The sequence below is a fragment of the Solirubrobacter deserti genome (assembly GCF_027587175.1).
GTDB lineage: Bacteria > Actinomycetota > Thermoleophilia > Solirubrobacterales > Solirubrobacteraceae > Solirubrobacter > Solirubrobacter deserti.
This window is the reverse complement of the sequence record NZ_JAPCID010000075.1, coordinates 1-23,433: the sequence shown is the minus strand read 5'-3', so window position 1 is coordinate 23,433 and position 23,433 is coordinate 1. Positions and strand designations below refer to the sequence as shown.

Sequence of the window (23,433 nt, the reverse complement as noted above, 5' to 3'; positions counted from 1 at the left end):
CCGAACTGATAAGGCGGAGTCCGCTTTCACACGATGCTCACGAATTCGGGTTTGATCGTGGCTGAGGTGGGGAACCGACATGCTCCGCCTTCACGCCGTGCTCATGACCGCCGCTGTCCTCGCCATCGCGGGCTGCGGCGCCCAGAACTCCTCCTCCGACTCCGGCTCGCCGCGGGCCGCCGCGGGTGGCGAGGGCGGCACGGTGCGCGTCGCCGTCGGCCAGCGCGCCGGCAACCTGGACCCGCACGACTACGCGGGCCTCTTCCAGGTCCAGGACCTGCTGTTCGAGGGCCTCGTCAAGTACGACCGGGGCGGCGAGATCGCGCCGAGCCTCGCCGAGTCCTGGGAAGTCAGCGAGGACGGTCTGACGTACACGTTCAAGCTGCGCGAGGGCGTGAAGTTCACCGACGGCACGCCCGTCGACGCCGAGGCGGTGGAGTGGAACTTCAAGCGCTGGGCGGGCAAGGAGGACACGGAGTGGCTCGGCCTCTCGCGCGTGTTCAAGGCGATGAAGGTCGTCGACCCGATGACGTTCGAGCTGACGCTCGAGCAGGCTTACCCGCCCGCGCTGCAGGAGCTCGCCTACATCCGCCCGGTGCGGCTGTTGAGCCCGCAGTCGGTCGACGCGGAGGGCCTGTACACCAAGCCGGTCGGGACCGGGGCGTGGGTGCTCGAGAAGTCCGACCGCAACGGCGCGTCCTTCAACCGCAACGAGGACTACTGGGGCACCAAGCCCAAGCCCGCCCGCCTCGAGCTTGACGTCATCCCGGACGCGCAGACGCGCCTGAGCGCCCTGCGCGCCGGTGACGTCGACATCATCGGTGGCGAGTTCACGGCGCCGCTGACGCCGCGCAACGCGCTCGCGCTCAAGAACGCCGCCAACGTCAAGCTGGTCAACGAGACCGGCACCGGCACGCTCGTGCTCGCGTTCAACGAGGCCAAGGCGCCGTTCAACGACCAGCGCCTGCGCACGGCGGTCAACAAGGTGATCGACCGCAAGGCGATCGCCAAGGCGCTGTACTTCGGCTTCGGTGAGCCCGCCGGCAACCTGTTCCCGGAGTCGGTCCCGTTCTCCGGCGCTCGCCAGGAGATCCCCGCGGTCGACAAGGCCGCCGCCGCGCAGCTGGTCAAGGCGGCCGGCTACGGCCCGGGCAAGCCGCTGAAGGTCACGCTGCTGAGCTCGGAGGACGCGATCCCGGGCGGCCGTGCGATGGCCGAGGTCATCCAGAGCGCGGTCAAGGAGATCGGCATCCAGGTCGAGGTCCGGCTCGTCGACCACGCCACGCGCCACAAGGAGATCGCCAAGCGCGCGTACGACCTTGCCTTCTACGCGACCTACGCGGCGCCGTACGACCCGTACGGCAGCTTCGGCGCCGTGTTCGACAGCCGCACCGAGATCGGCGTCGACGGCAAGATCTTCATGGACGCCAAGCACCTGGATCCGATGATCGACGACGCGCTCGCCGCCACCGGCGACGAGATCGAGCCGGCGTTCGAGCAGATCTACACCTGGCTGCGCGAGCGGGACGCGTTCGTGCCGCTCGTCTACACGCAGCGCATCTGGGCGCACAGCGACAAGGTGCAGGGCCTCGAGCTCCCCGCCACCGAGTACGAGCTGCCGCTGCACACGCTCTCCGTCCTCGAGTAGCGCGATGGTCCGCTTCATCCTGCGCCGCGTCGCCACCGCGATCCTCGTGCTCGCGGTGGCGTCGGTCGCGGTCTTCACGCTCGTGACGCTCGCGCCGGGCGACCCGGCGCAGATCGTCGCCGAGCGCCGCTCGTTCGGCGCCGACCGCGAGATGGTCGAGCGCGTCCGGGCCGAGCTCGGGTTGGACCGCCCGCTGCCGGTCCGCTACCTGGACTGGCTCGGGGACGTCGTCCGCGGCGACCTCGGCACGTCACTGCGCACCAACGGCGAGATCTGGGCCGAGCTGCGCGAGCGCACGCCCACGACCGTCCTGCTCGTGGTGGGCGCGACGCTGTTCGCGCTGATCGCCGGCGTGGGCATCGGCATCCTCGGGGCGCTGTTCCCCAGCGGGCTCGGGGACCGCCTGTCGCGCTTGACGGCGCTGGCGGCCGTGAGCATCCCGAGCTTCTACCTCGGCGCGCTGCTCGTGCTGCTGTTCGCCGTCACGCTGCAGTGGCTGCCGTCCGAAGGGGTCAGCGGGCCGGCGTCCTGGCTGTTGCCGTGCCTCACGCTCGGCCTGGCGTCCGGCGCCGTGCTCTCACGGGTGGTCCGGGTCGGCCTGGCCGAGGCGCTCTCCTCGCGTTACGTGACCACCGCCCTGAGCCGCGGCCGCGGCCGCACGGGAATCGTGCTGCGTGACGCGCTGCCGAACGTCGCCGTCCCGACGCTCACCGCGCTCGCGACCCAGATCGGCGTGATCATCACCGGCGCGATCGTGATCGAGGCCGTGTTCTCGTGGCAGGGCGCCGCGATCTACTTCCTCGAGGCCGTCAAGTTCCGTGACTTCCCGGTGCTGCAGGCGTGGCTGCTGCTGTTCGCCGCGCTGTTCGTGACCATCAACACCGCCGTGGACATCGCCGCGCGGGCGATCGACCCGCGCATGCGGCGCGCGGTCGCGGAGGGCATGACGTGAAGGGCGTCGCGATCGTCGTCGGGCTGTTCGCGCTGCTCGCCCTGCTCGGCCCGGAGCTCGCGCCGTACGCGCCGGACGACGACGACCTCGAGCACATCCTCGAGGGCCCGAGCGCCGCACACCTGCTCGGCACGGACGAGATCGGGCGCGACCAGCTCTCACGCATGCTGCACGCGGCGCGCACCTCGCTCAGCACGGTCGCGCTCGTGCTCGCCGGGGCGCTGTCGTTCGGCGTGCTCGTGGGCTCGATCGCGGCGCTACGGGGCGGGATCGTCGACGAGGTCCTGATGCGGATCACCGACGTTGCGCTCGCCGTTCCGAACCTCGTGATCGCGCTCGCGATCCTGGGCTTCATGGGCGCGGGCACGACGAACATGGTGTTCGCGCTGATGCTCGCCGCCTGGCCGGCCTACGCCCGCTTGAGCCGGACGCTGATCGTGCAGATCAAGCGCCGGCCGTACATCGAGGCGGTGCAGCTGATGGGCGCCCGCCGCACGTGGATCCTGCGCCGGCACCTCGTGCCCGCCGTGCTCGGGCCCGTGCTCGTCTACGCCACCGCCGACGCCGGCTTCATCGTCGTCTCGGTCGCCACGCTGTCGTTCCTCGGCCTCGGCGTCCAGCCGCCCACGCCGGAGTGGGGCCAGATGCTCGTCTCCAATCTGCAGTTCATGGAGACGCGGCCCGAGCTGGTGGTCTTCCCCGGCCTGGCGCTGACGCTGCTGGTCATCGGATTCAACTTCGCGGGGGAGCGGGTCGCGCTCGACCGCGTCCCGCGACCGCTGTCGAAACGGGCGCTCGCTCGCCGGCGCAAGGAGGCCCTGGCATGACGCTCGTCGCCGAGCACCTGACGGTCCGCCTGTATCCCGCGAAGGGCGTCGTGCACGCCGTCGACGACGTCTCCTGGAGGCTGCACGCGGGCAAGACGCTCGCGATCGTGGGGGAGAGCGGGTCGGGTAAGACCGTCGGCACGCTGGCACCGCTCGGGCTGCTCCCGCCCGGCGTGAGTGCCGACGTGGAAGGCTCGCTGACGCTCGACGGGGCCCCACCCGTGCTCGGGCGCGAGGTCGGCGTCGTCTTCCAGGACCCGCCGAGCGCGCTGAACCCGCTGCGCCGCGTCGGTTCGCAGGTCGCGGACGCCACGGGCCTGCGCCGCCGCGCCGCGCGCGAGCGCGCGATCGAGCTGCTCGAGCTGGTCGGCCTGCCCGATCCGGTGCGCGCCGCCGACGCCTACCCGCACGAGCTGAGCGGCGGCATGCTCCAGCGCGCGATGATCGCCGGCGCGCTGGCGGGCGAGCCGCGCGTGCTGATCGCCGACGAGCCGACGACCGCGCTGGACCCGTCGATGCAGGACCAGGTGCTCGACGTGCTGGCCGAGCTGCAGGCGCGGCTCGCCCTCGCGCTGCTGCTGATCACGCACGACATCGGCGTCGTCAAGCGGATGGCCGACGACATCGCGGTGATGTACGCGGGCCGGATCGTCGAGTACGGGCCCGCGGCCAGGCTAGTGCACGCGCCCGAGCATCCCTACACGCAGGGGCTGCTGGCCGCGATCCCGGCGGCGGACGCCGCGCCGGGCACCCGCTTCGTCGGCCTGGAGGGCGCGCCGCCCGAGCTCACGCAGCGCATCCGCGGCTGCGCGTTCGCCCCGCGCTGCCCGCTGGCGATCGGCGCCTGCCGCACCGACCGCCCGCAGCTGGTCGACGGCGTGTCCTGCCACGTCCGGACGGGGGTCGCGGCGTGAACGGTCGTTTGGTGGTGGACGACGTCCACGTGCGCTTCGGCGACGTGGTCGCGGTCGACGGCGTCTCGCTCGACCTCGCGCCCGGCGAGATCCTCGGGCTGGTGGGCGACTCGGGCTGCGGCAAGACGACGCTTGCGCGCGTGATCGTCGGGCTCGAGCAGCCGCAGGCCGGGCGCGTGTTCCTCGACGGTGAGGACCTCACGGCGCTGCGCGGCGCGCGCCGGCGCGAGGTCCGGCGGCGCGTCCAGCTCGTCTTCCAGGACCCGGAGTCCAGCCTGAGCCCGCGGCTCACGATCGGCCAGACGCTCGAGGAGCCGCTGCTGGTCGCGGGGATGCGGTCGCGGCGCGAGCGGGTCAAGCGCGTGACCGAACTGCTGGAGCTGGTGGGGCTGCCGGCGACGCTCGCCGGGCGGCGCCCGCGCGCGCTCTCGGGCGGCCAGCGCCAGCGCATCGGGATCGCCCGCGCGCTGGCCTCCAAGCCCGACGTGCTCGTGTGCGACGAGCCCGTCTCCTCGCTGGACGCGTCAGTGCGCGCGCAAGTGATGAACGTGCTGCTGGACCTGCGCGACGAGCTCGACGTTAGCGTGCTGTTGATCGCGCACGACCACGACCTGGTCAGGCAGGCATCCGACCGCGTGCTCGCGATGGCCGCCGGACGGCTTGGCTCGCCAGCGCAAGCGCTCCAGCGACGCTGACGACCACGGCGGTACCGAGCACGACCCCGACGGCGAAGCCGGGCAGGGCGACCGTGTCCGGCACCGCGACGGCGAGCGCCAGCCCGTGCATCAACGCGAGGCCGAAGACGACCGCGAGCTGTCGGCTGCCGCCGATGCCCAGGACGGGCAGCGCCGCGACGCCGACGATCGACGCCACCGTCAGCCCCTCGAGCACCCGCTCGGACACGTTCACGACGTCGAAGACGCCGAGGAAGAGCCCGAGCACGCTCGCCCCGGTGAAGGCCGCGGCGAACTCGCCGAACTGGCGGCGGCTGCGCGCGCCGAGCAGCAGGATCGCGAGGAACAGGGCGTGCTCCCACCCGACCGCGATCGCCTCGAAGCCCTCCGCGAGCCAGCGCGGGAACTCGGGGGTCTTGGCCTCGAGCAGCGAGTGGTCCAGGTCGAAGCGGAAGGTGCCGCTCGTGCCGCCCAGGTCGTAGTCCACCCGGTCGGTGAGCAACAGCTCGTTGATGACCGCGAACTCGCCGTATTGATGCGGACACTCGAAGCGCATGTACACGCGCGTGAACGGCGCGCCCTGGAAGCGCTCCGGCGTGGCGTGCGACATGCCGCCGGCGCACGTCTGGTTGTCCACGGACATGCGCAGGTTGTTGGACATGAAGTTCCCGATCGACTCGCGGTCGTCGCCGCCGGCGCGGCTGGCCAGCTCGTCGGCCGGAATGCCCAGCACCCACGAGATCCGGGGCCCGTCCTGGCGGATCTCGGACGTCCCCGGCCGGGTCACCTCCGCCGTGGCGGACGCGGGCAGCAGGAGCGAGCACAGCAGGGCGAGCAGGACGAGTCTCATGGCGAGGCCACTCTCACAGCGACTCGTGATCGCCCTGTTACGGAAACGTGACGTAACGGCCCGGTAACCGGCCCCAGGCCCTTCTCACGGAACACTCGCCGCGGTCACACCAAACCCAAGGAGGGTCATGAACGCACCGGTTGCACACCGGGCGCTTTTGGGCGCCGCGCTCACGGCGGCGCTTTTCGCGGCGGGGATCAACGTCGCTCAGTCCCAGAACGAACCGACCCCGGCCTATCCGGCCGTGGAGAAGCACAAGCCGACGACGCTGGCGGACCGCATCGTCCTCACCCACGAGGCCGATCCGTCCAACTCGCAGTCGGTCACGTGGCGTACGGACACGACGGTCAAGACCGCTCAGGCGCAGATCGCGGTAGCGGAAGAGGGCCCCTACTTCGACTCGAAGGCCACGACGGTCCTGGCCACGCGCAACATCCAGCAGAAGTCCGACCTGGGCTCCGAGGCCGTGTTCCACACGGTCCGCTTCACCGGCCTGACGCCGGAGACCAAGTACCTCTACCGCGTCGGCGATGGCACGAACTGGAGCGAGTGGCTCGAGTTCGAGACCGCGGCCGCCACGGCCAAGCCGTTCTCGTTCGTCTACTTCGGCGACGCGCAGAACGACGTGCAGGAGCACTGGTCGCGCGTGATCCGCCAGGCGTTCGCGGACGCCCCGGAGGCCAAGCTCACCGTCCACGCCGGCGATCTGATCGACGTCGCCGACAACGACGCGCAGTGGGGCGAGTGGTTCAAGGCCGGCTCGTTCATCCACGGCATGCGCAACAACATCGCCACGCCGGGCAACCACGAGTACCGCAGCGGCGTGCTCGCCCCGGTCTGGCGCACCCAGTTCGCGTTCCCGGACAACGGCCCCAAGCAGGGCACGCAGGCCGTCATCGACGCGCTCAAGGACACCGCGTACTACACGGACTACCAGGGCGTCCGGTTCATCTCGCTGAACTCGAACACCTCGGCCGTGGCCTCCGCGCTGCGCCCGGAGTTCCTCGAGGTCCAGCGCGCGTGGCTCGAGAGCGTCCTGCAGAACAACCCGAACAAGTGGACGGTCGCGACCTTCCACCACCCGATGTTCTCCACCGCCGAGGGTCGTAACAACCCGGCGCAGCGTGCGTCCTGGCTCCCGGTCTTCGAGCGCTACGGCGTCGACCTCGTGCTCCAGGGCCACGACCACTCCTACGGCCGCGGCAACGTGGTCGAGGGCACCACCGCCAACACCGGCAAGACGATCTACGTCGTCTCCGTGTCCGGCCCGAAGATGTACGAGGCCAACGACTCCAACTGGGTCAACAACGGCGCCGTCGCCCGCAAGATCCTGGAGCAGACGCAGCTCTACCAGGTGATCAGCATCGACGGCGACAAGCTGTCCTACAAGTCCAAGACGGCCACCGGCCGCCTCTACGACGACTTCACGATCACCAAGCCCGCCCAGGGCCCGAAGGTGATCACGGAGAACCTCGAGAGCGAGAAGCCGGCAGGCGTGGGCGGCACCGTCCAGAACACGCTGGCGCTGTCGGTCGAGGGCACCCCGACGCTCGGCTCGTTCACCCCCGGCGTCGCCGAGGACTACGAGACGTCGTTCCCGGTCAAGGTCACCAGCACCGCCGCCGACGCCACGCTGTCGATCGTCGATCCGTCGACGAACGCTCCGGGCAAGCTCGTCAACGGCACGTTCTCGCTGGCGCAGCCGCTCCAGGCCGCGGTGAACAACCCGTTCGCCGCCATCAGCGGCAACCCGCTCGTCCTGCACACGTGGGCCGGCCCGGTCTCCAACGACCAGCTGTCCCTGAAGGTCAAGCAGACGATCGGCGAGACCGAGGCGCTGCGCACCGGCTCCTACGCGAAGCCGCTGACGCTGACGCTCTCCACCACCAACCCGTAAGCCGAGGGTGCTGCACGGGCCCGCTCCGGTTCGCCGGAGCGGGCCCGTCGGCGTTCAAGCGGCGCTTCGCGACGACAGCCGGCGGCTGCGATCGCGCAGCGTGTGCGAGCAGTCCCACAGCGCCGTGGCCAGCTCGCGCTCGCGCCGGACGGTCATCCGGCCGCTTCCGCAGCTCGGGCTCAGCAGGCTCCCGTTGCCGGTCGCGCCCGTCACGGCCAGCGCGGCGTCGAGCCGTGCCATCCCGTGCAGCGCGTGCTCGGCGCGGTGCGGCTGGACGGCGCCCCACATCAGCCGCGTGCCGCGGGCGAGCAGCGTGCGCGCCGCCGTGCCGTCCACCGGCGCGAGCGCGAGGTCGAAGGAGAGCACGTCCGGCTTGGCGCGCACGACCGCGTCCCACGGCACCGGTCCGCACAGGTGCAGCCCCCAGGCGGGCGCGCACGCCCGCAGCGGGTCCCACGCGGCGTCGACGCCGTCGGTCCCGAACAAGTGCAGCGCGGGCTCGTCGACCATCAGCAGCGCGTCCAGGCCCCGGTCGGCCAGCGCGCGGACCTGCGCGCCAGCGTTCGCCGCCAGCCAGCCCGCCAGCTCCCGGGCGAGCGGCAGCCGCTCGCCCAGCACGTGGGCGAGCGTCACCGGCCCGGTGACCTGCAGCTTGACGACGCCGTGCGCCGGCGGGCGCTCCTGGAGGCGCGCGAGCAGCGTGTCCCACGCGCGCGGCCGTTCGCGGTCGCGCGCCGGCGACCAGCCGCAGCGGCCCGCGTCGGCCCCGAGCCACTCGCTCACCATGTCGCCCTCGAGCCGCGGCAGCTGCGGGCAGAACGGGATCTCATAGGCCGCGAGCACATGCTCCACGGCGGCCTCCACGTCCGTGAACGGCAGGCTCCCGACGCCCGTGGTCGCCCACGGCGGAAGCCGTTCCATCTGCCTCATCGATCGATCCTTGTGCCGAGCGGCCCATGCTCGCGAGGCCGCGGTTGTCGGTGCCCCGTGATGGGGCGGAGTCGACAGGTCTTCGGGCTCGGACGCGATCGAGGCGGCCGCCTTCCCAGGCACGATGCCCAGTGGCGAGTGGCCGCGTCGCACGTCCCCACCGCTGCGCGCCAGCTCCGGACTTGGACCGGATTCCCTGACCCGTTGCTTCGGGTGCGATCGACTCCTCCGGGAAGGCTACCGGCCACCTCCGACGGTACTCTCGGTTGCATGACGCAACGCTCGCGCACCCACGACTGGGCCGACCCGATGATCACCGCCCAGGCCGCGGCCGAGCTGCCGGGGCTCGAAGCCATCCGCAGGATCGCCGCGGGCGAGCTCCCGCCCCCGCCGATCGCGTCGCTGCTGGACTTCGAGATCACGCTCGTGGAAGAAGGTCGCGTGATCTTCGCGGTCACGCCGCGCGAGTGGATGTACAACCCGATCGGCTCCGTGCACGGCGGCGTGGCCGCCACGCTGCTGGACTCCTCGCTCGGCTGCGCGATCCACACGGTGCTGCCCGCGGGCGCGCGCTACACGACGACCGACCTGCACGTGCGCTACGTGCGCGCGATGACGGCGGAGACCGGCCGCGTGCTGGCCGACTCGCGCGTGGTCCACGCGGGTCGCAAGCTCGCCACCTCGGAAGGGCGCCTGTACGCCGAGAGCGACCCCGAGCGCCTGTTCGCGCACGCGACCACCTCCTGCCTGATCCTCTAACCCCACGAACCGTTTCGGCGTCCGGTGGCAATGAGCGGGCAGTGTTGTCCACGCTCGAACTTCCGGACGCGACGATCATCGCCGCCTCCGTCTCGGACCCGCCGGCCTTCGCCGCCGTGTTCGACCGCCACTGGGCCGAGCTCCGCCGCTACTGCGTGAGCCGCGCCGCGGCGGTGGGGGAGGACCTCGCCGCCGAGACGTTCCGGCTCGCGTTCGACCGGCGCCGCCGCTACGACGCGCGCTACGCCGACGCCCGGCCGTGGCTGTACGGGATCGCCACGAACCTGCTGCGCCGGCACTTCCGCGACGCGGCCCGCCGCGGCGTGCCGCTCTTCACCCGCGCGTTCGGGTTCGAGGACGACGCGCTCGGCCGCGTCGAGGCGCAGGCGCTCGGCCCCGACCTCGCCGCCGCCCTGAAGACCGTCGCGGCCGCCGATCGCGACGCGCTCCTCCTGCACGCCTGGGCGGAGCTGACCTACACGGAGATCGCGCACGCCACCGGCATCCCGGTCGGCACGGTGCGCTCCCGCATCCACCGCGCGCGCACGCAGCTGCGCGCCCACCTCGAGGAGATCCACGATGAACGAGCTTGAGTGGCTGAACGAGCAGCGCCCCGAGGTGAAAGACGACGAGCCCGGTCGCGTGCGCGCCCGCCGGGAGCTGCGCGAGCACATCCGGCCGCGGCCGGACCGGCGCGCGGCGTGGCGGCCACGGCTGGCGTTCGCGTCCGTCGCCGCGCTCGTGGTGACCGGCGTGGCCATCGCCTGGCCCACCGGCGGGCCGGCGCCCGCGCCCGCACCGACCGTCCTCGCGCCCGAGGCGCCCGCGCCCGAGCTCGACGTCGCGCCGCTCGTCCTGCTGTCGGAGAGGATCGCGCAGGAGCCGGAGCCCCAGGGCGACGCGACGCTCGTCATCCGCAGCCAGCAGTACCCGGACGACAAGGCCATCCTCGGCCACGACCTCTACCTCGACGACGGCCGCTACTACTACGGCGCCACCAGGGAGGAGCTCAAGGCCGCCGCGGTCAATAGCCGCTACCACGAGCCGCTCGTGAAGGCCGCGATCGCCGCGCCCGCCCTTCCGCCCGAGAAGGCGCGCCGCGCGATGGACGTCGCGGTGGGCGGCGGAAACGCGCCGAAGGTCAGCCGCTCGATCGAGGACAACCACGTCTGGGTCGGCTCGATGGACGCCCTGCTGGCGGGTGCGGGCCGCAAGGACGTGCGGGCGGGCGTGATGACGCTGCTGCACACGATCGACACCGTCAAGGTGACCGAAGAGGGCGAGCTGCTCAAGCTCACCGCCACGGACTACCAGGGCGGCTACACCGAGAACCTCTTCGTCGACGCCGAGACCGGCGTCCCGCAGAAGTTCGAGGGCGGCGTGCCCGGCAAGACCCCGGACGTGGTGGTCGACTACGACGTCAAGCGCGTGACCGCCGCTAACTGGGCCGACGCGGCGGGAGAGGACGCCGCCGGTCAAGCGCCGGCCGCGGATGCGGATCCGTCGCGGGAGCGGGCGGCTCCGGCTCCTCCGGCGAAGGCGCCGAAGCCCTAGCGCGCTCCTCGTCCTCGGAGCGTCCGACGAGGAAGAACACGAGCGAGACGCCGATCACGGACGCGATCCCGACCAGCGACAGCGCGATGCCCTGCCCGGCCGCGCTGTCGCTCCACAGGATCCAGACGACGATGCCGGCGACGATCATCGCGACCGTGGCTGCGATCCAGAGACGCATTCCTGCAGCATAATCGCGGGCATGTCTGAGCCGGCGTGGTGGCAGCGGGGCGCCATCTACCAGATCTATCCACGTTCGTTCGCGGACTCGAACGGGGACGGGATCGGTGACCTGAAGGGCATCACCGGCAGGCTCGACCATCTCGCGAGCCTCCAGGTCGAGGGCATCTGGCTGAGCCCGATCTTCACCTCGCCGATGGCCGACTTCGGCTACGACGTGGCCGACTACTGCGACGTCGACCCGGTCTTCGGCACGCTCGCCGACCTCGACGAGCTCGTCGCCGAGAGCCACGCGCGCGGCATCAAGGTCATCCTCGACTGGGTCCCGAACCACAGCTCCGACCAGCACCCGTGGTTTCTCGAGAGCCGCTCGTCGAAGGACAACCCCAAGCGCGACTGGTACGTCTGGCGCGACGAGCCCAACGACTGGATGTCGGTGTTCACCGCCTGCGGCCCGGCGTGGACGTTGGACCCCACGACCGGCCAGTACTACCTGCACAGCTTCATGCCCCAGCAGCCCGACCTCAACTGGGACAACCCCGAGGTCGAGGCCGCCATGCACGACGTGATCCGCTTCTGGATGGACCGGGGCGTCGACGGCCTGCGGCTGGACGCGATCGCCAAGATCGCCAAGGACCCGCTGCTGCGCGACCACGTCGGCGCGCACCGTCGCCACGACGAGGACTGGGAGTCGATCCACGAGCGCCTGCGCGGCATCCGGCGCGTCGTCGACGAATACGAGGACCGCATGATCGTGGGGGAGGTCGCGCTGGACGACCTGCACCGCGTCGTGGCCTACCTCGAGTACGGCGACCAGCTGCACATGGCGCACAACTTCGTCTTCATCGACCAGGAGTGGGACGCGGACTCCTACTCCACGTCGATCGACGACTTCGAACGCCTGGCCGAGGATCACGCCTGGCCGGCCTGGTTTCTGGCCAACCACGACAACCCCCGGCCGCGCAGCCGCTTCGACCACGACGGGCTCGGCGCCGAGCGGGCGCGGGCGATCCTGGTCATGCTCTACGCGCTCAAGGGCACGCCGTTCATCTACCAGGGCGAAGAGCTCGGGCTGCCGGACGCGCCCATCCCGCCCGACCGCGTCGTCGACGTCGACGGCCGCGATCCCGAGCGCGCCCCGATCCCGTGGACGCCGGACGCGCCCGGCCACGGCTTCACCACCGCCGACCAGGCGTGGCTGCCGTTCGTCGACGAGGCCGCCGCGCTCAACGCGGCCACGCAGGACCAGGACCCGGCGTCCACGCTCAACCTGACCCGCGCGCTCGCCGCGCTCAGGCTGACCGGGGAGCAGAGGATGGTCGACCTCGGCCCGGGCATCGTCGCCTTCACCCGCGCCGACACCTACCTGGTCGCGATCAACTTCACCAGCCACGAGCTGGCGCTGGCCGCGACCGGGACGCTCGTGCTCTCGAGCGACCCGGCGCGCACCGAGGCGAGCGCCTCGCTCGCACCGAGCGAGGCGCTCATTCTGCGGCTAGGAGTTCGCTGACGAATGTGCGGTGCGCCTGATGTGGTACAGCCGCCCGTGCCTCGCGCCGCCCGCGACAAGTGATGCGTGCCTCTGGCACGTGAACGTCGTGGGTGGCGCGAGGTGCCGCGGATGTGCCGCAGCAGGTGTGCCGGTATTCGTCAGTGGGCTCCTCATCGGCTTGACAGCGCCTCGCCGGTGTCGGCGTCGAAGAAGTGCAGCTTGGTGGCGTCGACCCAGACCTCGGTCTCCTCGCCGACCTTGACCCTGGACTCCGCGTCCAGGCGCGCGACGACGACCGCGCCCTGGTCGGAGAGCTCGGCCACGCCGCCCGCGTCCGCGAGCAGGTCGTCGACCTGCGCGGACTCCACGGTGCTGTCGCCGGCCGGGAAATGGACGTAGTACTCGGCGCCCATCGCCTCGACGAGGTCGAACTTCGTCTTGAACGTCGTGCCGCGCTCGCGCTGGTCGACGCCGACGTGCCTGGCGTCCTCGAAGTCCTCGGGCCGGATGCCGGCGACCAGGTTCTTGCCGGCGTCCACGCGCCCGATCCGCTCGGCCACGTCCTGCGGCAGCTTGATGTCGACCATCGGCAGCTTGGCGACGCCGTTGTCGATCGTCGCGGGCAGGAAGTTCATGCCCGGTGAGCCGATGAAGCCGGCCACGAACAGGTTCTTCGGGTTGTTGTAGAGCTCCATCGGCGACGCGACCTGCTGGAGGACCCCGTGGAGCATGATCGCGACGCGGTCGCCCAGCGTCATGGCCTCGGTCTGGTCGTGGGTCACGTAGACCGTGGTGGTGTTCAGGCGGTGCTGGATGCGCGCCACCTCGGCCCGCATCTGCACGCGCAGCTTGGCGTCCAGGTTCGACAGCGGCTCGTCCATCAGGAACGCCTTCGGGTTGCGCACGATCGCGCGCCCCATGGCCACGCGCTGGCGCTGGCCGCCGGACAGGTTCGCCGGCTTGCGGTCCAGGTGGTTCTGGAGGTCGAGGATGTCGGCCGCCTCGTTGACCTTGGAGTCGATCTCGCTCTGAGGGCGCTTGGCCAGCTTGAGCGCGAACGCGATGTTGTCGCGCACGGTCATGTGCGGGTACAGCGCGTAGCTCTGGAACACCATCGCGATGTCGCGGTCGCGCGGCGCCTTCTTGTTGACCACCTCGCCGCCGATCCGCAGCTCGCCGGAGGAGATGTCCTCCAGCCCCGCGATCATGTTCAGGGCGGTCGACTTCCCGCAGCCCGACGGGCCGACGAGGATCATGAACTCCCCGTCCGCGATCTCCAGGTTGAGGTCCTTCACGGCCGTGTAGCCGTCCGAGTAGGTCTTGGTGACGCGGTCGAGAACGATGTCAGCCATGTCGGTTACCCCTTGACCGCGCCGGACGTCAGGCCGGACACGATTCGCCGCTGGAAGATCAGGACCATGATCAGGATCGGGATGGTCACGACCACCGCGCCGGCGGCGATCGCTCCCGAGGGATCGGTGAACTGCGAGGCGCCGCGGAAGAACGACAGCGCCACCGGAGCGGTGCGCGCCGCGTCGGTCGAGGTGAGCACGTTCGCGAACAGGAAGTCGTTCCAGGCCGCGATGAACGCGAGGATGCCGGCGGTGAACACGCCCGGCATGGCCAGCGGCAGGATCACGCGCCGGAAGGCCTGCATGCCGGTCGCGCCGTCCATCTGCGCCGCTTTCTCCAGATCCCACGGGATCTCTCTGAAGAACGCCGAGAGCGTGTAGATCGACAACGGCAGCGCGAACGACAGGTACGGCAGGATCAGGCCGGGCCAGGTGTCATAGAGCCCGACCACGCGCCAGACGTTGAACAGGCCGCCGACCACGGAGATCGCCGGGAACATCGACACGGCCAGGGCGCCCGCGAGGATCAGCGTCTTGCCCGGGAAGTCCAGGCGCGTGATGGCGTAGGCCGCCATCGAGGCGAACGCGAGCGCCAGGACCGTCGTGATCAGCGCGATGCCGATCGAGTTGATGATCGCGCGGTTGAAGCCGAGGCCCTCCTCGAACACCGCGCTGTAGTTCTCGAGCGTCCATTCCTTCGGCCAGAAGGACTGATCGCCGATCGTCTCCGGCGTCTTGAGCGACAGCGACAGGATCCAGATCACGGGGATCAGCGCGTAGAACAGCACCACGACGGTCCCGATCCCCCACAGGATCTTCTGGTTGCGGGTGTATTGCTCCATGGCCCGTTACCTCCTCTCCGGGCTCGCGCCCAGGAAGCGGAAGAAGATGAACGCGATGATCATCACGCAGATGAAGATCAGGATCGAGACGGCCGATCCGAGGCCGAGGTTGAGCCGGTTGACCAGCTGCTCGTAGCCCAGCAGCGACACCGACTCGGTGTCGTTGGCGCCGCGCGTGATGATGAACAGCGAGTCGTAGATGCGGAACGCGTCGAGCGTGCGGAACAGCACCGCGACCATCAGCGCCGGTTTGATCAGCGGCAGCGTGATCTTCACGAAGCGCTGCCACGCGCTCGCCCCGTCCATCTTCGCGGCCTTGTAGAGGTCGTCCGGGATCAGCGCCAGGCCGCCCAGGAGCAGCAGGGCGATGAACGGCGTCGTCTTCCAGACCTCCGCCGTGATGATCACGACCATCGACCCCCAGTGCGTCGTGAGCGGCGGGGGCTCCAGGTTGAACAAGCTGGTCGCGAAGCCCGTGGCGGGGTCGAACGCGAGCCGCCACGCGAACGCGGCCACGACCGTGACGGCGCCGTAGGGCACCAGCACGGACGCGCGGATCGCGGTCCGGGCGAAGATCGCCCGGTACATCGCCTGCGCGATCAGCATGCCGAGCACGAGCTCGAGCAGCACGGAGACGACCGTGATGATCATCGTGTTGGTGAACGCGCCCCACCACGTGCTCGACGTGAGCACGGCGATGTAGTTCGAGAGGCCGACGAACTCGCCGGCGTCCGGGAAGCGCAGGTCCTCGCGGCGCAGCGAGAGCCAGAACGCGTACAGGATCGGGAACCCGGCGACGAGCGCCATCACCAGGACGGCGGGGGCGCACAGGATGTAGGCGAGCTTGCGCTCGGCCTTCGCACGGTCGGTCAGGCCCGTGTGCTGCGTGGGCGTGGTGGCCTGGGCGGTCTCAGCGGCGACGGCCATCAGTACATCCCTCCGTCCGCAAGCGTGTTCAACCGGTCACGCAGCGTGTTGATCGCCTGCTCGGGGTTGATCGCGGCCGGCGGGTGCAGGGAATCCTGGATCGCCAGCGTCACGTCGGAGTACGAGGGCGTCGGGGGCCGCACGACCGAGTCCTTGAGCTGCTCGCGCAGCAGGTCGGCGAACGGGTAGACCTTGCGGACCTCGGGATCGTCGTAGACCGCGTTCATGACGGGCGGCAGGCCCTCGTTGATGGCCTCCTGTGCCTGCCACTTCTGCTGTGTCATGCAGAGCGCGGCCTCCATCGCCAGCTTGGGGTTGCGCCCGCTCTTCGGGACGCCGAGGTTCTGGCCGCCGATCGAGACGCGGCTCGGCTCGCCCTTGTTGACCGCGGGCCAGCGCGCGTACCCCATGTTCTTGAAGACCTCGGCGGTCACCTCGGACGTCTCGGCGTCCGCACGGGCGGCCGCGTAGACGTACGGCCAGTTGAGCATGAAGGCGCCCTTGCCGGCCTCGAAGGCGAGGCGGGCCTGGTCCTCCTGCGCGGTCGACAGCGACGGATCGGCGCGGCCCGAGCGTGCGACGTCACGGATGATCGTCGCCGCCTTGACCGCGGCCTCGTCGAGCACCGGACGGCCCTCGGCGTCGACGATCTCCCCGCCGGCCGAGGAGACGAGGTTGTTGAACCAGACGACGTAGCCCTCGTACTTGTTGCCCTGCTCGAGGATGTTGCCCTGGCCGGCCGGCAGCTCCTTGGCCATCTGGATCATCTCGTCCCAGGTCTCGGGTGCCCTGGGGACGAGGTCCTTGCGGTACCAGAGCAGCTGCACGTTGGTGTTCAACGGGACGCCGTAGATCTTGTCCTCCCACGTCACCGACTCGGCGGGGCCCGGCAGGACGTCCTCCAGCGCGTCCTCCTTGTCGGCGCCCGTGAGCTCGGTCAGCCATCCCGCCTCGGCGAACTCGGGCGTGTAGATGGTGTCCATGTTGATGATGTCCATGTTCTTGTCGCCCGCGGCGAGGCGACGCACGAACAGCTCGCGGGTGGCGTCGGCGCTGTTGGCGACCGGCAGCTGCCTGATCCTGTAGCGCCCGCCTGACTGCTGGCTGCACTCGGCGGCCGCCTTGGTGTTCGTGCCGCCCGGGTCGATCGGGCCGACGAAGTTGAGGGTGACCGGCCCTCCGCTCGAGCCTCCGCACCCCGCGACGATGGCGGCAGCCGTAGCCGCAATGGCCACTGCTCCCGGTCCCGCACGCCTCATGTCTCTCCTCTCCCCCTACACGACGGAGGCGACCTCCGCCGTCAGATGCGACGAGGTTTCAGCAGCTGGTGCTGCCCCCTACTTCTTCGCCGGGGCTATACCCGGCTCCTGTGACGTTCGCAACTTGACTGATGCCATCGGGTGCTCCCCGTGCACCCGAATGGGCTAGTCATGTAATCAGTCCGTGAAACTGCGCGCGCCGGACGGCTTCGGTCCGGTTGTGGGCGTCGAGCTTGCGGTACGCGCTGCTCGCGTGCTGTTTGACCGTGTTCGGCGACAGCTTCAGGTCGAGCGCGATCTGGTCGTTGGTCTCGCCGCGGGCGATCATGTTCAGCACCTGCTCCTCGCGCGGCGTGAGCCGGGGGACGTCGCCGGAGAGCTCGGGCGGCGCGAGGCCGAGGCCGAGCCCGGCGAGCCGCACCGCGGCGACGATGTCCTCGATGCCCCAGGCTTTGGAGACGAAGCCGGAGGCGCGCACCGTCTGGAGCAGGCGCGCGGGCACCGACTGGCGTTCGGTCATCACGACGAGCCGGCTCGCGGGGGAGGCGTGCTGGAGCTCGCCGAAGTTCCCGCCGTCCGCGGCCAGCGAGCCATCCACGAGGATCACGTGCGGGGAGTAGCGGGCCGCGAGCGCGTTCGCCTGCGGGAGGTCGTTGGCCTGCAGGCAGCGCTCCACCCACGGCTGCTGGCTCAACACCGTGCGCAGGCCCCACGTGATCAGCTCGTGCGGGTCAACCGCAAGCAGTCGCACGCTCGTTCCCGACGTCACCCGGTTCGTCTCCTCTGCCTCGATGTAACCGGTTTCACGCGACTCCACCACCGCGCACGGAAGTTGTCAAGCTCCTGTTTCCATGGTTTCTCACCGGGGCCGCGGCCCGACCATCCGGGATGTCGCTCGCCGTGCCGGCGTGAGCGCGGCCACGGTCTCGCGCGTGCTCAACGACAGCCCGCTCGTGGTCGAGCCCACACGTGCGCGCGTGCGCGCGGCCGTGGATGAGCTGGGCTACCGGATGAACGCGACGGCGCGCACCCTGTCGCTGGGCCGCGCGACCGCGGTGGGCGTCGTGGTGCCGTTCTTCACCACCCATTCCGTGATCGAGCGTCTGCGCGGCGTGGTGGCGCGGCTGTCGGGGTACGGGCAGCGCGGCTACGACCTGCTGCTGTTCGACGTCGAGGCGCCGGCGCAGCGCGCGGACGCGATGCGCGACCTCGCGGACCGCAACCGCGTCGCGGGCCTGCTGATCGTCTCGCTGCCGATCTTCGACGCCGAGATCGACGCGTTGCAGCGCGACGAGCTGCCCGCCGTCCTGCTCGACGTGCGTCATCCGCGGCTCCCGCGCGTCGTCGTGGACAACGTCCGCGGCGGCGAGCTGGCCGCGGAGCATCTGCTCGCGAAGGGGCACAGCCGCATCGGGTTCGTGGGAGATCATCCCACCAACGCCTACGGATTCACGTCCTCGGAGGATCGACGGCGCGGATTCGGGGCGGCGCTGGAACGCGCCGGAAACCGGCTCGACCCGGCGTTGCAGCGCTTCGGCCTGGCCGACCGTGAGGAGGCGGAGGTGCTGACCCGCTCGCTGCTCGGGCGGTCCTCGCCGCCGACCGCGATCTTCGCCGCCTCCGACCTGCAGGCGATCGGCGTGCTCAAGGGGTGCGAGGCGATGGGCGCGCGGGTACCGGAGGACGTGGCGGTGATCGGCTTCGACGACGTGGACCTGGCGGAGATCGTGGGCCTGACCACGATCCGCCAGCCCTTGCGTGAGAGCGGCGAGCAGGCGGCGGACCTGCTGATCGCGGCGATCGAGGACGGCGTGGACGATCCGGTCGAGGAGGTCCAGCAGCTGACGGTCGTCGAGCGGCGGACCACTTGAGCCTGGACGCGCTGCTCTCGGACGAAGGGTGGCCGTACGCGTCCTCCGGCGCGGGGCGTTTCCACTGCCTGTTCGGGCGCGACTCGCTGATCACGGCGCTGCAGGTCCTGCCGGCGCGGCCTGAGGTCGCGCGGGCCGTGCTGGACGCGCTGGCCGCGCGCCAGGGAACGCGGTTCGACCCGCTGACGCTGGAGGAGCCGGGGAAGATCGGGCACGAGTTCCGCGAAACGCCGCCGCCGTCGTTCGTGGCGGCCGGGTGGCCGCCGGGCGGCCCGTTCGCCTACTACGGCACCGCCGACGCGACGTCCTGGTTCCTGGTGCTGTGCGGCGCGCTGGCAGAGTGCTCGGACGCCGCCCGGGCGGCCGCGGGCTGGCTGGCGGGCGCGCTGGCCGCGGGCGGCGGGCTCGTGCGACATGTGCCGGGCGAGTTCGGGCTCGGCCAGCAGGGGTGGCGCGACACGATCGACGCCGCGGCCGACGACAACGGCGGCGGCTTCCTGCGCGCGGACGGGACGAACCCGGCGCCGCCCCTGGCCGACATCGACACCCAGGCCGTGACGGTCGCCGCACTGCGCGCCGTGTTCCGGTTGACGGGCGATCCGGCGTGGGCGCGTCGCCTGGAGGCGTTGCGCGAGCGCCTCTCGGCCCTGCCGGTGGAGACGATGGCGGTGGAGGCCGGCCCCGCCGCGAAGCCGGGCGGCGCGTCGCCGGTCTGCGACGCGGGCGGGCCGCCGCCCGCCGCCGGCGAGGTGGTCGTGCCCGGGGCGGGGTCCCACCTCGGATGGTTGTTGTGGGCGGGCGCGGCCATCGATCCCGGGCCGGTGGCCGAGCGCCTGTGCCAGCCGGACCTCTTCACGGACTTCGGGCTGCGGACGTTGTCTTCGGCCGACCCGAACTTCCGGCCCGACGCCTACCACCGCGGGTCCGTGTGGCCGTTCGACTCCTGGCTGGGCTGGGGCGGATTGCGCGCTGCCGGCTTTGCGGCCGAGGCCGAGCGGGTTCGAGTCGGCGTGCTGGCCGCGCTCGACCGGCTTGGGAGCCCGCACGAGCTGTACGCCGTCGATGGCGGCGTCGCCCCGATCGCGAGCTCGAACGCCGTCCAGGCCTGGACGGTCGGCGCGCGGATCGCCTTCGAGGCGGGCTGGGACGGCATCCTGTCGGATTCCCGCCGCGCGGACGCGGGATGACCGCCCTGACCTGAGGGGCGGCGGCCGGGAAGCTCAGGGCATGACCACGCTCACGAACCCGCGCCGCGCGGCCCTGCTCGCAGCGCTCCTGATGACCTTCGCCGTCCTCGCCCTCGGCCGCACGGCCACGCCGGCCGACGCCGCGACGCCCACATGCTCGAAGCCGGTGGGTCTGACGCTCGCGTCCGGCAGCAAGCTGTTCATCCACGACGACGATTCGTCCTTCCTCTACAGCGGTGCGGACGAGGCGACCTTCAACCTGTCCGGCATCGCGGTCAAGCCGCTCGGCTGCGGGACGACGAGGACCACGCACTTCGAGCGGTGCGTCGACGAGGTCCGGGTCGAGACCGACATCAAGGTCCAGCGGCCGGCCGTCGCCACGGCCGACCTGATCGTCGACGTCTACAGCACGCTCTACGAGGGCGTCACGTGCGCCACCGAGGACAAGGACGGCACCATGCACGCCCGCTACTACGTGAGCCCGGGCGATGACTTCCACGGCTGGTTCACGACCTACAACGAGGACGAGTTGAGCGGCGACGTGGGGCGCACCGAGCTCCTCATGCGCTCCGACGTGCTGGCCTGAGCTGTCCGCAATCCCATCTATCGTTAGTGGGCCATGCCTCCCTTCAAGCTCGATGCCGTCTACTCACCGACTGCCGATCAGCCGAAGGCGATCGAAGCGCTCGCGCAGGGCATCGAGCGGGGGGACAGCGGCCTGACGCTGCTCGGTGCCACGGGCACCGGCAAGACGATGACGATGGCCGCGACGATCGAGGCCGTCCAGCGCCCCGCGCTCGTGATCGCGCACAACAAGACGCTCGCGGCGCAGCTGTGCAACGAGTTCCGGACGTACTTCCCGACGAACTCGGTCGAGTACTTCGTCTCCTACTACGACTACTACCAGCCCGAGGCGTACGTCCCGTCGAAGGACCTGTACATCGAGAAGGACTCGGCGATCAACCAGGAGATCGACCGGCTGCGCCACGCTGCCACGGCGTCGCTGTTCGCGCGCCGGGACGTGATCATCGTCGCGTCGGTCTCGTGCATCTTCGGCCTCGGCTCGCCGGAGACCTACAACGAGAACTGCCAGGTGATCGTCAAGGGCGGTGAGGTGCACCGCGACGAGCTGCTGCGCAAGCTCGTGCACCTGCAGTACAACCGCAACGACACGGCGCTGGGTCGCGGCACGTTCCGTGTCCGCGGGGACACGCTGGAGGTCTTCCCGGCCTACGAGGAGACCGCGTTCCGCGCGCTGCTGTTCGGCGACGAGGTCGAGCGGCTGCAGCACTTCGACCCGCTGACGGGCGAGATCATCAAGGACGATCTCGAGCACGTCGCGATCTGGCCGGCCACGCACTACAACGTCAAGGAAGGGACGATGGAGCGGGCCGTGGCCGAGATCGGGCACGAGCTCAACGAGCGCTGCAAGGAGCTCGAGGCCGAGGGCAAGCTCCTGGAGTCGCACCGCCTGCGCCAGCGCACGCAGTACGACATGGAGATGCTCAAGGAGGTCGGGTTCTGCTCGGGCATCGAGAACTACTCCCGCATCCTGGACGGCCGGATGCCGGGCTCACGGCCGTACTGCCTGATCGACTACTTCCCCTCCGACTTCGTCTGCTTCATCGACGAGTCCCACCAGACCGTGCCGCAGATCGGCGCGATGTACGAGGGCGACCGCTCGCGCAAGTCGACGCTCGTGGACTACGGCTTCCGGCTGCCGAGCGCGATGGACAACCGTCCGCAGACCTTCGACGAGTGGCTCTCGATCACGCCGCAGATCGTGTATGTGAGCGCCACGCCCGGCCCGTACGAGCGTGAGCACTCGCAGACCGTGGTCGAGCAGATCGTCCGCCCGACCGGCATCGTGGACCCGGAGATCGACGTCCGCGAGACCAAGAACCAGATCGACGACCTGATGGGCGAGGTCCGGCTGCGCGTGGAGCGCAACGAGCGCGTGCTCGTCACCACGCTCACGAAGAAGATGTCCGAGGACCTCACGGACTACCTGCTGGAGATGGGCTTTCGCGTGCGCTACCTGCACTCGGAGGTGGACACGCTGGAGCGGATCCAGATCATCCGCCAGCTGCGGCTCGGCGAGTACGACGTGCTCGTCGGCGTCAACCTGCTGCGCGAGGGTCTCGATCTGCCCGAGGTGTCGCTGGTCGCGATCCTCGACGCCGACAAGGAGGGCTTCCTCCGCGGCGAGACGTCGCTCATCCAGACGATCGGCCGCGCCGCCCGCAACGTGGACGGCAAGGTGATCATGTACGCCGACAAGGAGACGGAGGCGATGCGCAAGGCGCTCGCCGAGACCGACCGTCGCCGCGAGATCCAGCGGGCGTACAACGAGGAGCACGGCATCACGCCGGAGACGATCGTCAAGGGCATCTCGGACATCACGGAATTCCTGACGTCGGGCGAGTCGAAGGTGCCGAAGAAGCGCCGCCGCAGCCGCGACAAGGCGTCGGAGATGACGGCGTCCGAGCTCGAGCAGATGATGCGCGAGCTCGAGGAGGAGATGCTCGCGGCCGCCGAGGAGCTGCGCTTCGAGTACGCGGCCAAGCTCCGCGACGAGATCCGCGACCTGCGCCGCGAGCTGGACGCTGCGACTGCGTCGGCCGACTAGGCCAAAGCTCGCCCTGCGAGCTCGCATCGCTGTTGGGTTCTGGCCCAGGGGGCCAGAACCCGCCGCGCGCGGCGGGTTCGGCTGGTTGTGGGCCGCCTACGCGGCCTCGATCTTCGGCACGTACCTCGCCTTCGACGCGTTCCCGCTGATCGCGATCCTCGTGCTCGACGCGGGCCCGGCCGCCGTGTCCGCGCTCGCCGCCGCCGGCCTGGCGGCGGGCGCGCTCGTGGCCATCCCGCTCGGCCCGTGGGTCGAGTTCCGCCGCAAGCGCCCGGTGATGATCGCGATGGACCTCGTCCGCGCGATCGCGCTGCTCAGCGTCCCGGTCGCCGTCTGGGCCGGGTGGCTCACCTTCGCGCACCTCGTCGTCGTCTCGGTGATCGTCGCCGCGTGCGGGATCGCGTTCCGCGCCGCGAGCGGCGCCTACCTCAAGTGGCTCGTCCCGCCCGGCGAGCTGCTGCGCGCCAACGCTCGCTTTGAGTCCACGCTCTGGACCGCGACCGTGCTCGGCCCGCCGCTGGGCGGCGCCGCGATCGGGGTCTTCGGCCCGGCGGTCACCGTGCTCGCCAACGCCGCGAGCTTCGCGCTGTCGGCGCTGGGCCTCGGCGCGATCCGCGGGGAAGAGCCCGCGCCGGCGGCGGCGGGCGAGGCCCGCGCGGCGACGGGCCGCGAGGTGCGCCCGCCGGCCGCGG

22 protein-coding genes and 1 riboswitch are annotated in these 23,433 nt (G+C 70.8%); of the genes, 15 read left to right on the top strand and 7 right to left on the bottom strand.

Annotated elements, in window-relative coordinates; all coding sequences use genetic code 11:
• Positions 1–79: 79 nt before the first annotated feature.
• From OJ962_RS31830 to OJ962_RS31810, 5 genes are read left to right on the top strand one after another with little or no spacing between them, the layout of a single operon-like run.
• The gene (locus tag OJ962_RS31830; protein ID WP_202953948.1) at positions 80–1,648 is read left to right on the top strand and encodes an ABC transporter substrate-binding protein; all 1,569 of its coding nucleotides are present in this window, start codon (positions 80–82) and stop codon (positions 1,646–1,648) included.
• Between the two features lie 4 nt (positions 1,649–1,652).
• Positions 1,653–2,600, top strand: a complete 948-nt coding sequence (locus tag OJ962_RS31825) for an ABC transporter permease (RefSeq protein WP_202953949.1) — start codon at positions 1,653–1,655, stop codon at positions 2,598–2,600.
• Positions 2,597–3,427, top strand: coding sequence for an ABC transporter permease (locus OJ962_RS31820; RefSeq protein ID WP_202953950.1), 831 nt, complete (start codon positions 2,597–2,599; stop codon positions 3,425–3,427). Before OJ962_RS31825 ends, OJ962_RS31820 begins: the two co-directional genes overlap by 4 nt.
• Complete coding sequence (locus OJ962_RS31815; RefSeq protein ID WP_202953951.1) at positions 3,424–4,341, top strand: ABC transporter ATP-binding protein; 918 nt, start codon at positions 3,424–3,426, stop codon at positions 4,339–4,341. Before OJ962_RS31820 ends, OJ962_RS31815 begins: the two co-directional genes overlap by 4 nt.
• Positions 4,338–5,036 (top strand): ATP-binding cassette domain-containing protein, encoded by a 699-nt coding sequence (locus OJ962_RS31810; protein ID WP_202953952.1) that lies wholly within the window; start codon positions 4,338–4,340, stop codon positions 5,034–5,036. The genes OJ962_RS31815 and OJ962_RS31810 overlap by 4 nt, the downstream gene beginning before the upstream one ends.
• Here the strand turns inward: OJ962_RS31810 and OJ962_RS31805 are convergent.
• Positions 4,957–5,865 carry a HupE/UreJ family protein gene (locus OJ962_RS31805; protein ID WP_202953953.1) on the bottom strand — a complete coding sequence of 303 codons (909 nt, stop codon included), beginning with the start codon at positions 5,863–5,865 and terminating at the stop codon, positions 4,957–4,959. The two genes, OJ962_RS31810 and OJ962_RS31805, sit on opposite strands and share 80 nt — an antisense overlap.
• 127 nt (positions 5,866–5,992) lie before the next feature.
• Between OJ962_RS31805 and OJ962_RS31800 the strand changes: the two genes are divergently transcribed.
• Positions 5,993–7,762, top strand: coding sequence for a purple acid phosphatase family protein (locus OJ962_RS31800; RefSeq protein ID WP_202953954.1), 1,770 nt, complete (start codon positions 5,993–5,995; stop codon positions 7,760–7,762).
• A gap of 54 nt (positions 7,763–7,816) precedes the next feature.
• Here the strand turns inward: OJ962_RS31800 and OJ962_RS31795 are convergent, their stop codons facing one another.
• Complete coding sequence (locus OJ962_RS31795; protein WP_202953955.1) at positions 7,817–8,692, bottom strand: uroporphyrinogen decarboxylase/cobalamine-independent methonine synthase family protein; 876 nt, start codon at positions 8,690–8,692, stop codon at positions 7,817–7,819.
• 56 nt (positions 8,693–8,748) lie between these two features.
• A riboswitch (cobalamin riboswitch) is annotated at positions 8,749–8,931 on the bottom strand.
• 31 nt (positions 8,932–8,962) lie between these two features.
• Here OJ962_RS31795 and OJ962_RS31790 point away from each other — a divergent pair.
• The 4 genes from OJ962_RS31790 to OJ962_RS31775 all read left to right on the top strand — a co-directional run bounded on the left by OJ962_RS31790 (position 8,963) and on the right by OJ962_RS31775 (position 12,692).
• Complete coding sequence (locus tag OJ962_RS31790; protein WP_202953956.1) at positions 8,963–9,451, top strand: PaaI family thioesterase; 489 nt, start codon at positions 8,963–8,965, stop codon at positions 9,449–9,451.
• Positions 9,452–9,492: 41 nt separating this feature from the next.
• A complete protein-coding gene (locus OJ962_RS31785) occupies positions 9,493–10,044 on the top strand; it encodes an RNA polymerase sigma factor (protein ID WP_407697555.1) in 552 nt (183 codons plus the stop codon).
• Entirely contained in the window at positions 10,031–11,005 is a 975-nt protein-coding gene (locus OJ962_RS31780) for a hypothetical protein (RefSeq protein ID WP_202953958.1), read from the top strand. The genes OJ962_RS31785 and OJ962_RS31780 overlap by 14 nt, the downstream gene beginning before the upstream one ends.
• A 199-nt stretch (positions 11,006–11,204) precedes the next feature.
• Complete coding sequence (locus OJ962_RS31775) at positions 11,205–12,692, top strand: alpha-amylase family glycosyl hydrolase (RefSeq protein ID WP_202953960.1); 1,488 nt, start codon at positions 11,205–11,207, stop codon at positions 12,690–12,692.
• 152 nt (positions 12,693–12,844) lie between these two features.
• Here OJ962_RS31775 and OJ962_RS31770 read toward each other — a convergent pair whose 3' ends face one another.
• The 5 genes from OJ962_RS31770 to OJ962_RS31750 form a co-directional block, all read right to left on the bottom strand.
• On the bottom strand, positions 12,845–14,026 hold the full coding sequence (locus OJ962_RS31770; protein WP_202953961.1) for an ABC transporter ATP-binding protein: 1,182 nt from the start codon (positions 14,024–14,026) through the stop codon (positions 12,845–12,847).
• Positions 14,027–14,031: 5 nt separating this feature from the next.
• Positions 14,032–14,868 carry a carbohydrate ABC transporter permease gene (locus tag OJ962_RS31765; RefSeq protein WP_202953962.1) on the bottom strand — a complete coding sequence of 279 codons (837 nt, stop codon included), beginning with the start codon at positions 14,866–14,868 and terminating at the stop codon, positions 14,032–14,034.
• Between the two features lie 6 nt (positions 14,869–14,874).
• Complete coding sequence (locus OJ962_RS31760) at positions 14,875–15,795, bottom strand: carbohydrate ABC transporter permease (RefSeq protein WP_202953963.1); 921 nt, start codon at positions 15,793–15,795, stop codon at positions 14,875–14,877.
• Complete coding sequence (locus OJ962_RS31755; protein ID WP_202953964.1) at positions 15,795–17,030, bottom strand: ABC transporter substrate-binding protein; 1,236 nt, start codon at positions 17,028–17,030, stop codon at positions 15,795–15,797. Before OJ962_RS31755 ends, OJ962_RS31760 begins: the two co-directional genes overlap by 1 nt.
• A 193-nt stretch (positions 17,031–17,223) precedes the next feature.
• Entirely contained in the window at positions 17,224–17,805 is a 582-nt protein-coding gene (locus OJ962_RS31750) for a response regulator transcription factor (RefSeq protein ID WP_202953965.1), read from the bottom strand.
• A gap of 100 nt (positions 17,806–17,905) precedes the next feature.
• Between OJ962_RS31750 and OJ962_RS31745 the strand changes: the two genes are divergently transcribed.
• The 5 genes from OJ962_RS31745 to OJ962_RS31725 all read left to right on the top strand — a co-directional run.
• Positions 17,906–18,925 (top strand): LacI family DNA-binding transcriptional regulator, encoded by a 1,020-nt coding sequence (locus tag OJ962_RS31745; RefSeq protein ID WP_202953966.1) that lies wholly within the window; start codon positions 17,906–17,908, stop codon positions 18,923–18,925.
• The gene (locus tag OJ962_RS31740) at positions 18,922–20,112 is read left to right on the top strand and encodes an amylo-alpha-1,6-glucosidase (protein WP_202953967.1); all 1,191 of its coding nucleotides are present in this window, start codon (positions 18,922–18,924) and stop codon (positions 20,110–20,112) included. Before OJ962_RS31745 ends, OJ962_RS31740 begins: the two co-directional genes overlap by 4 nt.
• A 40-nt stretch (positions 20,113–20,152) precedes the next feature.
• Positions 20,153–20,698: a hypothetical protein gene (locus OJ962_RS31735; protein WP_202953968.1), complete on the top strand. Its 546-nt coding sequence runs from the start codon at positions 20,153–20,155 to the stop codon at positions 20,696–20,698.
• A 33-nt stretch (positions 20,699–20,731) separates the two neighbouring features.
• Positions 20,732–22,741 (top strand): excinuclease ABC subunit UvrB, encoded by a 2,010-nt coding sequence (gene uvrB, locus OJ962_RS31730; RefSeq protein ID WP_202953969.1) that lies wholly within the window; start codon positions 20,732–20,734, stop codon positions 22,739–22,741.
• A gap of 85 nt (positions 22,742–22,826) precedes the next feature.
• The coding region (locus tag OJ962_RS31725) for an MFS transporter (protein WP_270006863.1) at positions 22,827–23,433 on the top strand (607 nt) is incomplete at its 3' end.

Coding starts and splice junctions, on each gene's coding strand:
- OJ962_RS31745 (WP_202953966.1), top strand. CDS start 17,906: ATGGTTTCTCACCGGGGCCGCGGCCCGACCATCCGGGATGTCGCTCGC.
- OJ962_RS31760 (WP_202953963.1), bottom strand. CDS start 15,795: ATGGCCGTCGCCGCTGAGACCGCCCAGGCCACCACGCCCACGCAGCAC.
- OJ962_RS31815 (WP_202953951.1), top strand. CDS start 3,424: ATGACGCTCGTCGCCGAGCACCTGACGGTCCGCCTGTATCCCGCGAAG.
- OJ962_RS31805 (WP_202953953.1), bottom strand. CDS start 5,865: ATGAGACTCGTCCTGCTCGCCCTGCTGTGCTCGCTCCTGCTGCCCGCG.
- OJ962_RS31775 (WP_202953960.1), top strand. CDS start 11,205: ATGTCTGAGCCGGCGTGGTGGCAGCGGGGCGCCATCTACCAGATCTAT.
- OJ962_RS31825 (WP_202953949.1), top strand. CDS start 1,653: ATGGTCCGCTTCATCCTGCGCCGCGTCGCCACCGCGATCCTCGTGCTC.
- OJ962_RS31780 (WP_202953958.1), top strand. CDS start 10,031: ATGAACGAGCTTGAGTGGCTGAACGAGCAGCGCCCCGAGGTGAAAGAC.
- OJ962_RS31790 (WP_202953956.1), top strand. CDS start 8,963: ATGACGCAACGCTCGCGCACCCACGACTGGGCCGACCCGATGATCACC.
- OJ962_RS31800 (WP_202953954.1), top strand. CDS start 5,993: ATGAACGCACCGGTTGCACACCGGGCGCTTTTGGGCGCCGCGCTCACG.
- uvrB (WP_202953969.1), top strand. CDS start 20,732: ATGCCTCCCTTCAAGCTCGATGCCGTCTACTCACCGACTGCCGATCAG.
- OJ962_RS31795 (WP_202953955.1), bottom strand. CDS start 8,692: ATGAGGCAGATGGAACGGCTTCCGCCGTGGGCGACCACGGGCGTCGGG.
- OJ962_RS31770 (WP_202953961.1), bottom strand. CDS start 14,026: ATGGCTGACATCGTTCTCGACCGCGTCACCAAGACCTACTCGGACGGC.
- OJ962_RS31830 (WP_202953948.1), top strand. CDS start 80: ATGCTCCGCCTTCACGCCGTGCTCATGACCGCCGCTGTCCTCGCCATC.
- OJ962_RS31735 (WP_202953968.1), top strand. CDS start 20,153: ATGACCACGCTCACGAACCCGCGCCGCGCGGCCCTGCTCGCAGCGCTC.
- OJ962_RS31765 (WP_202953962.1), bottom strand. CDS start 14,868: ATGGAGCAATACACCCGCAACCAGAAGATCCTGTGGGGGATCGGGACC.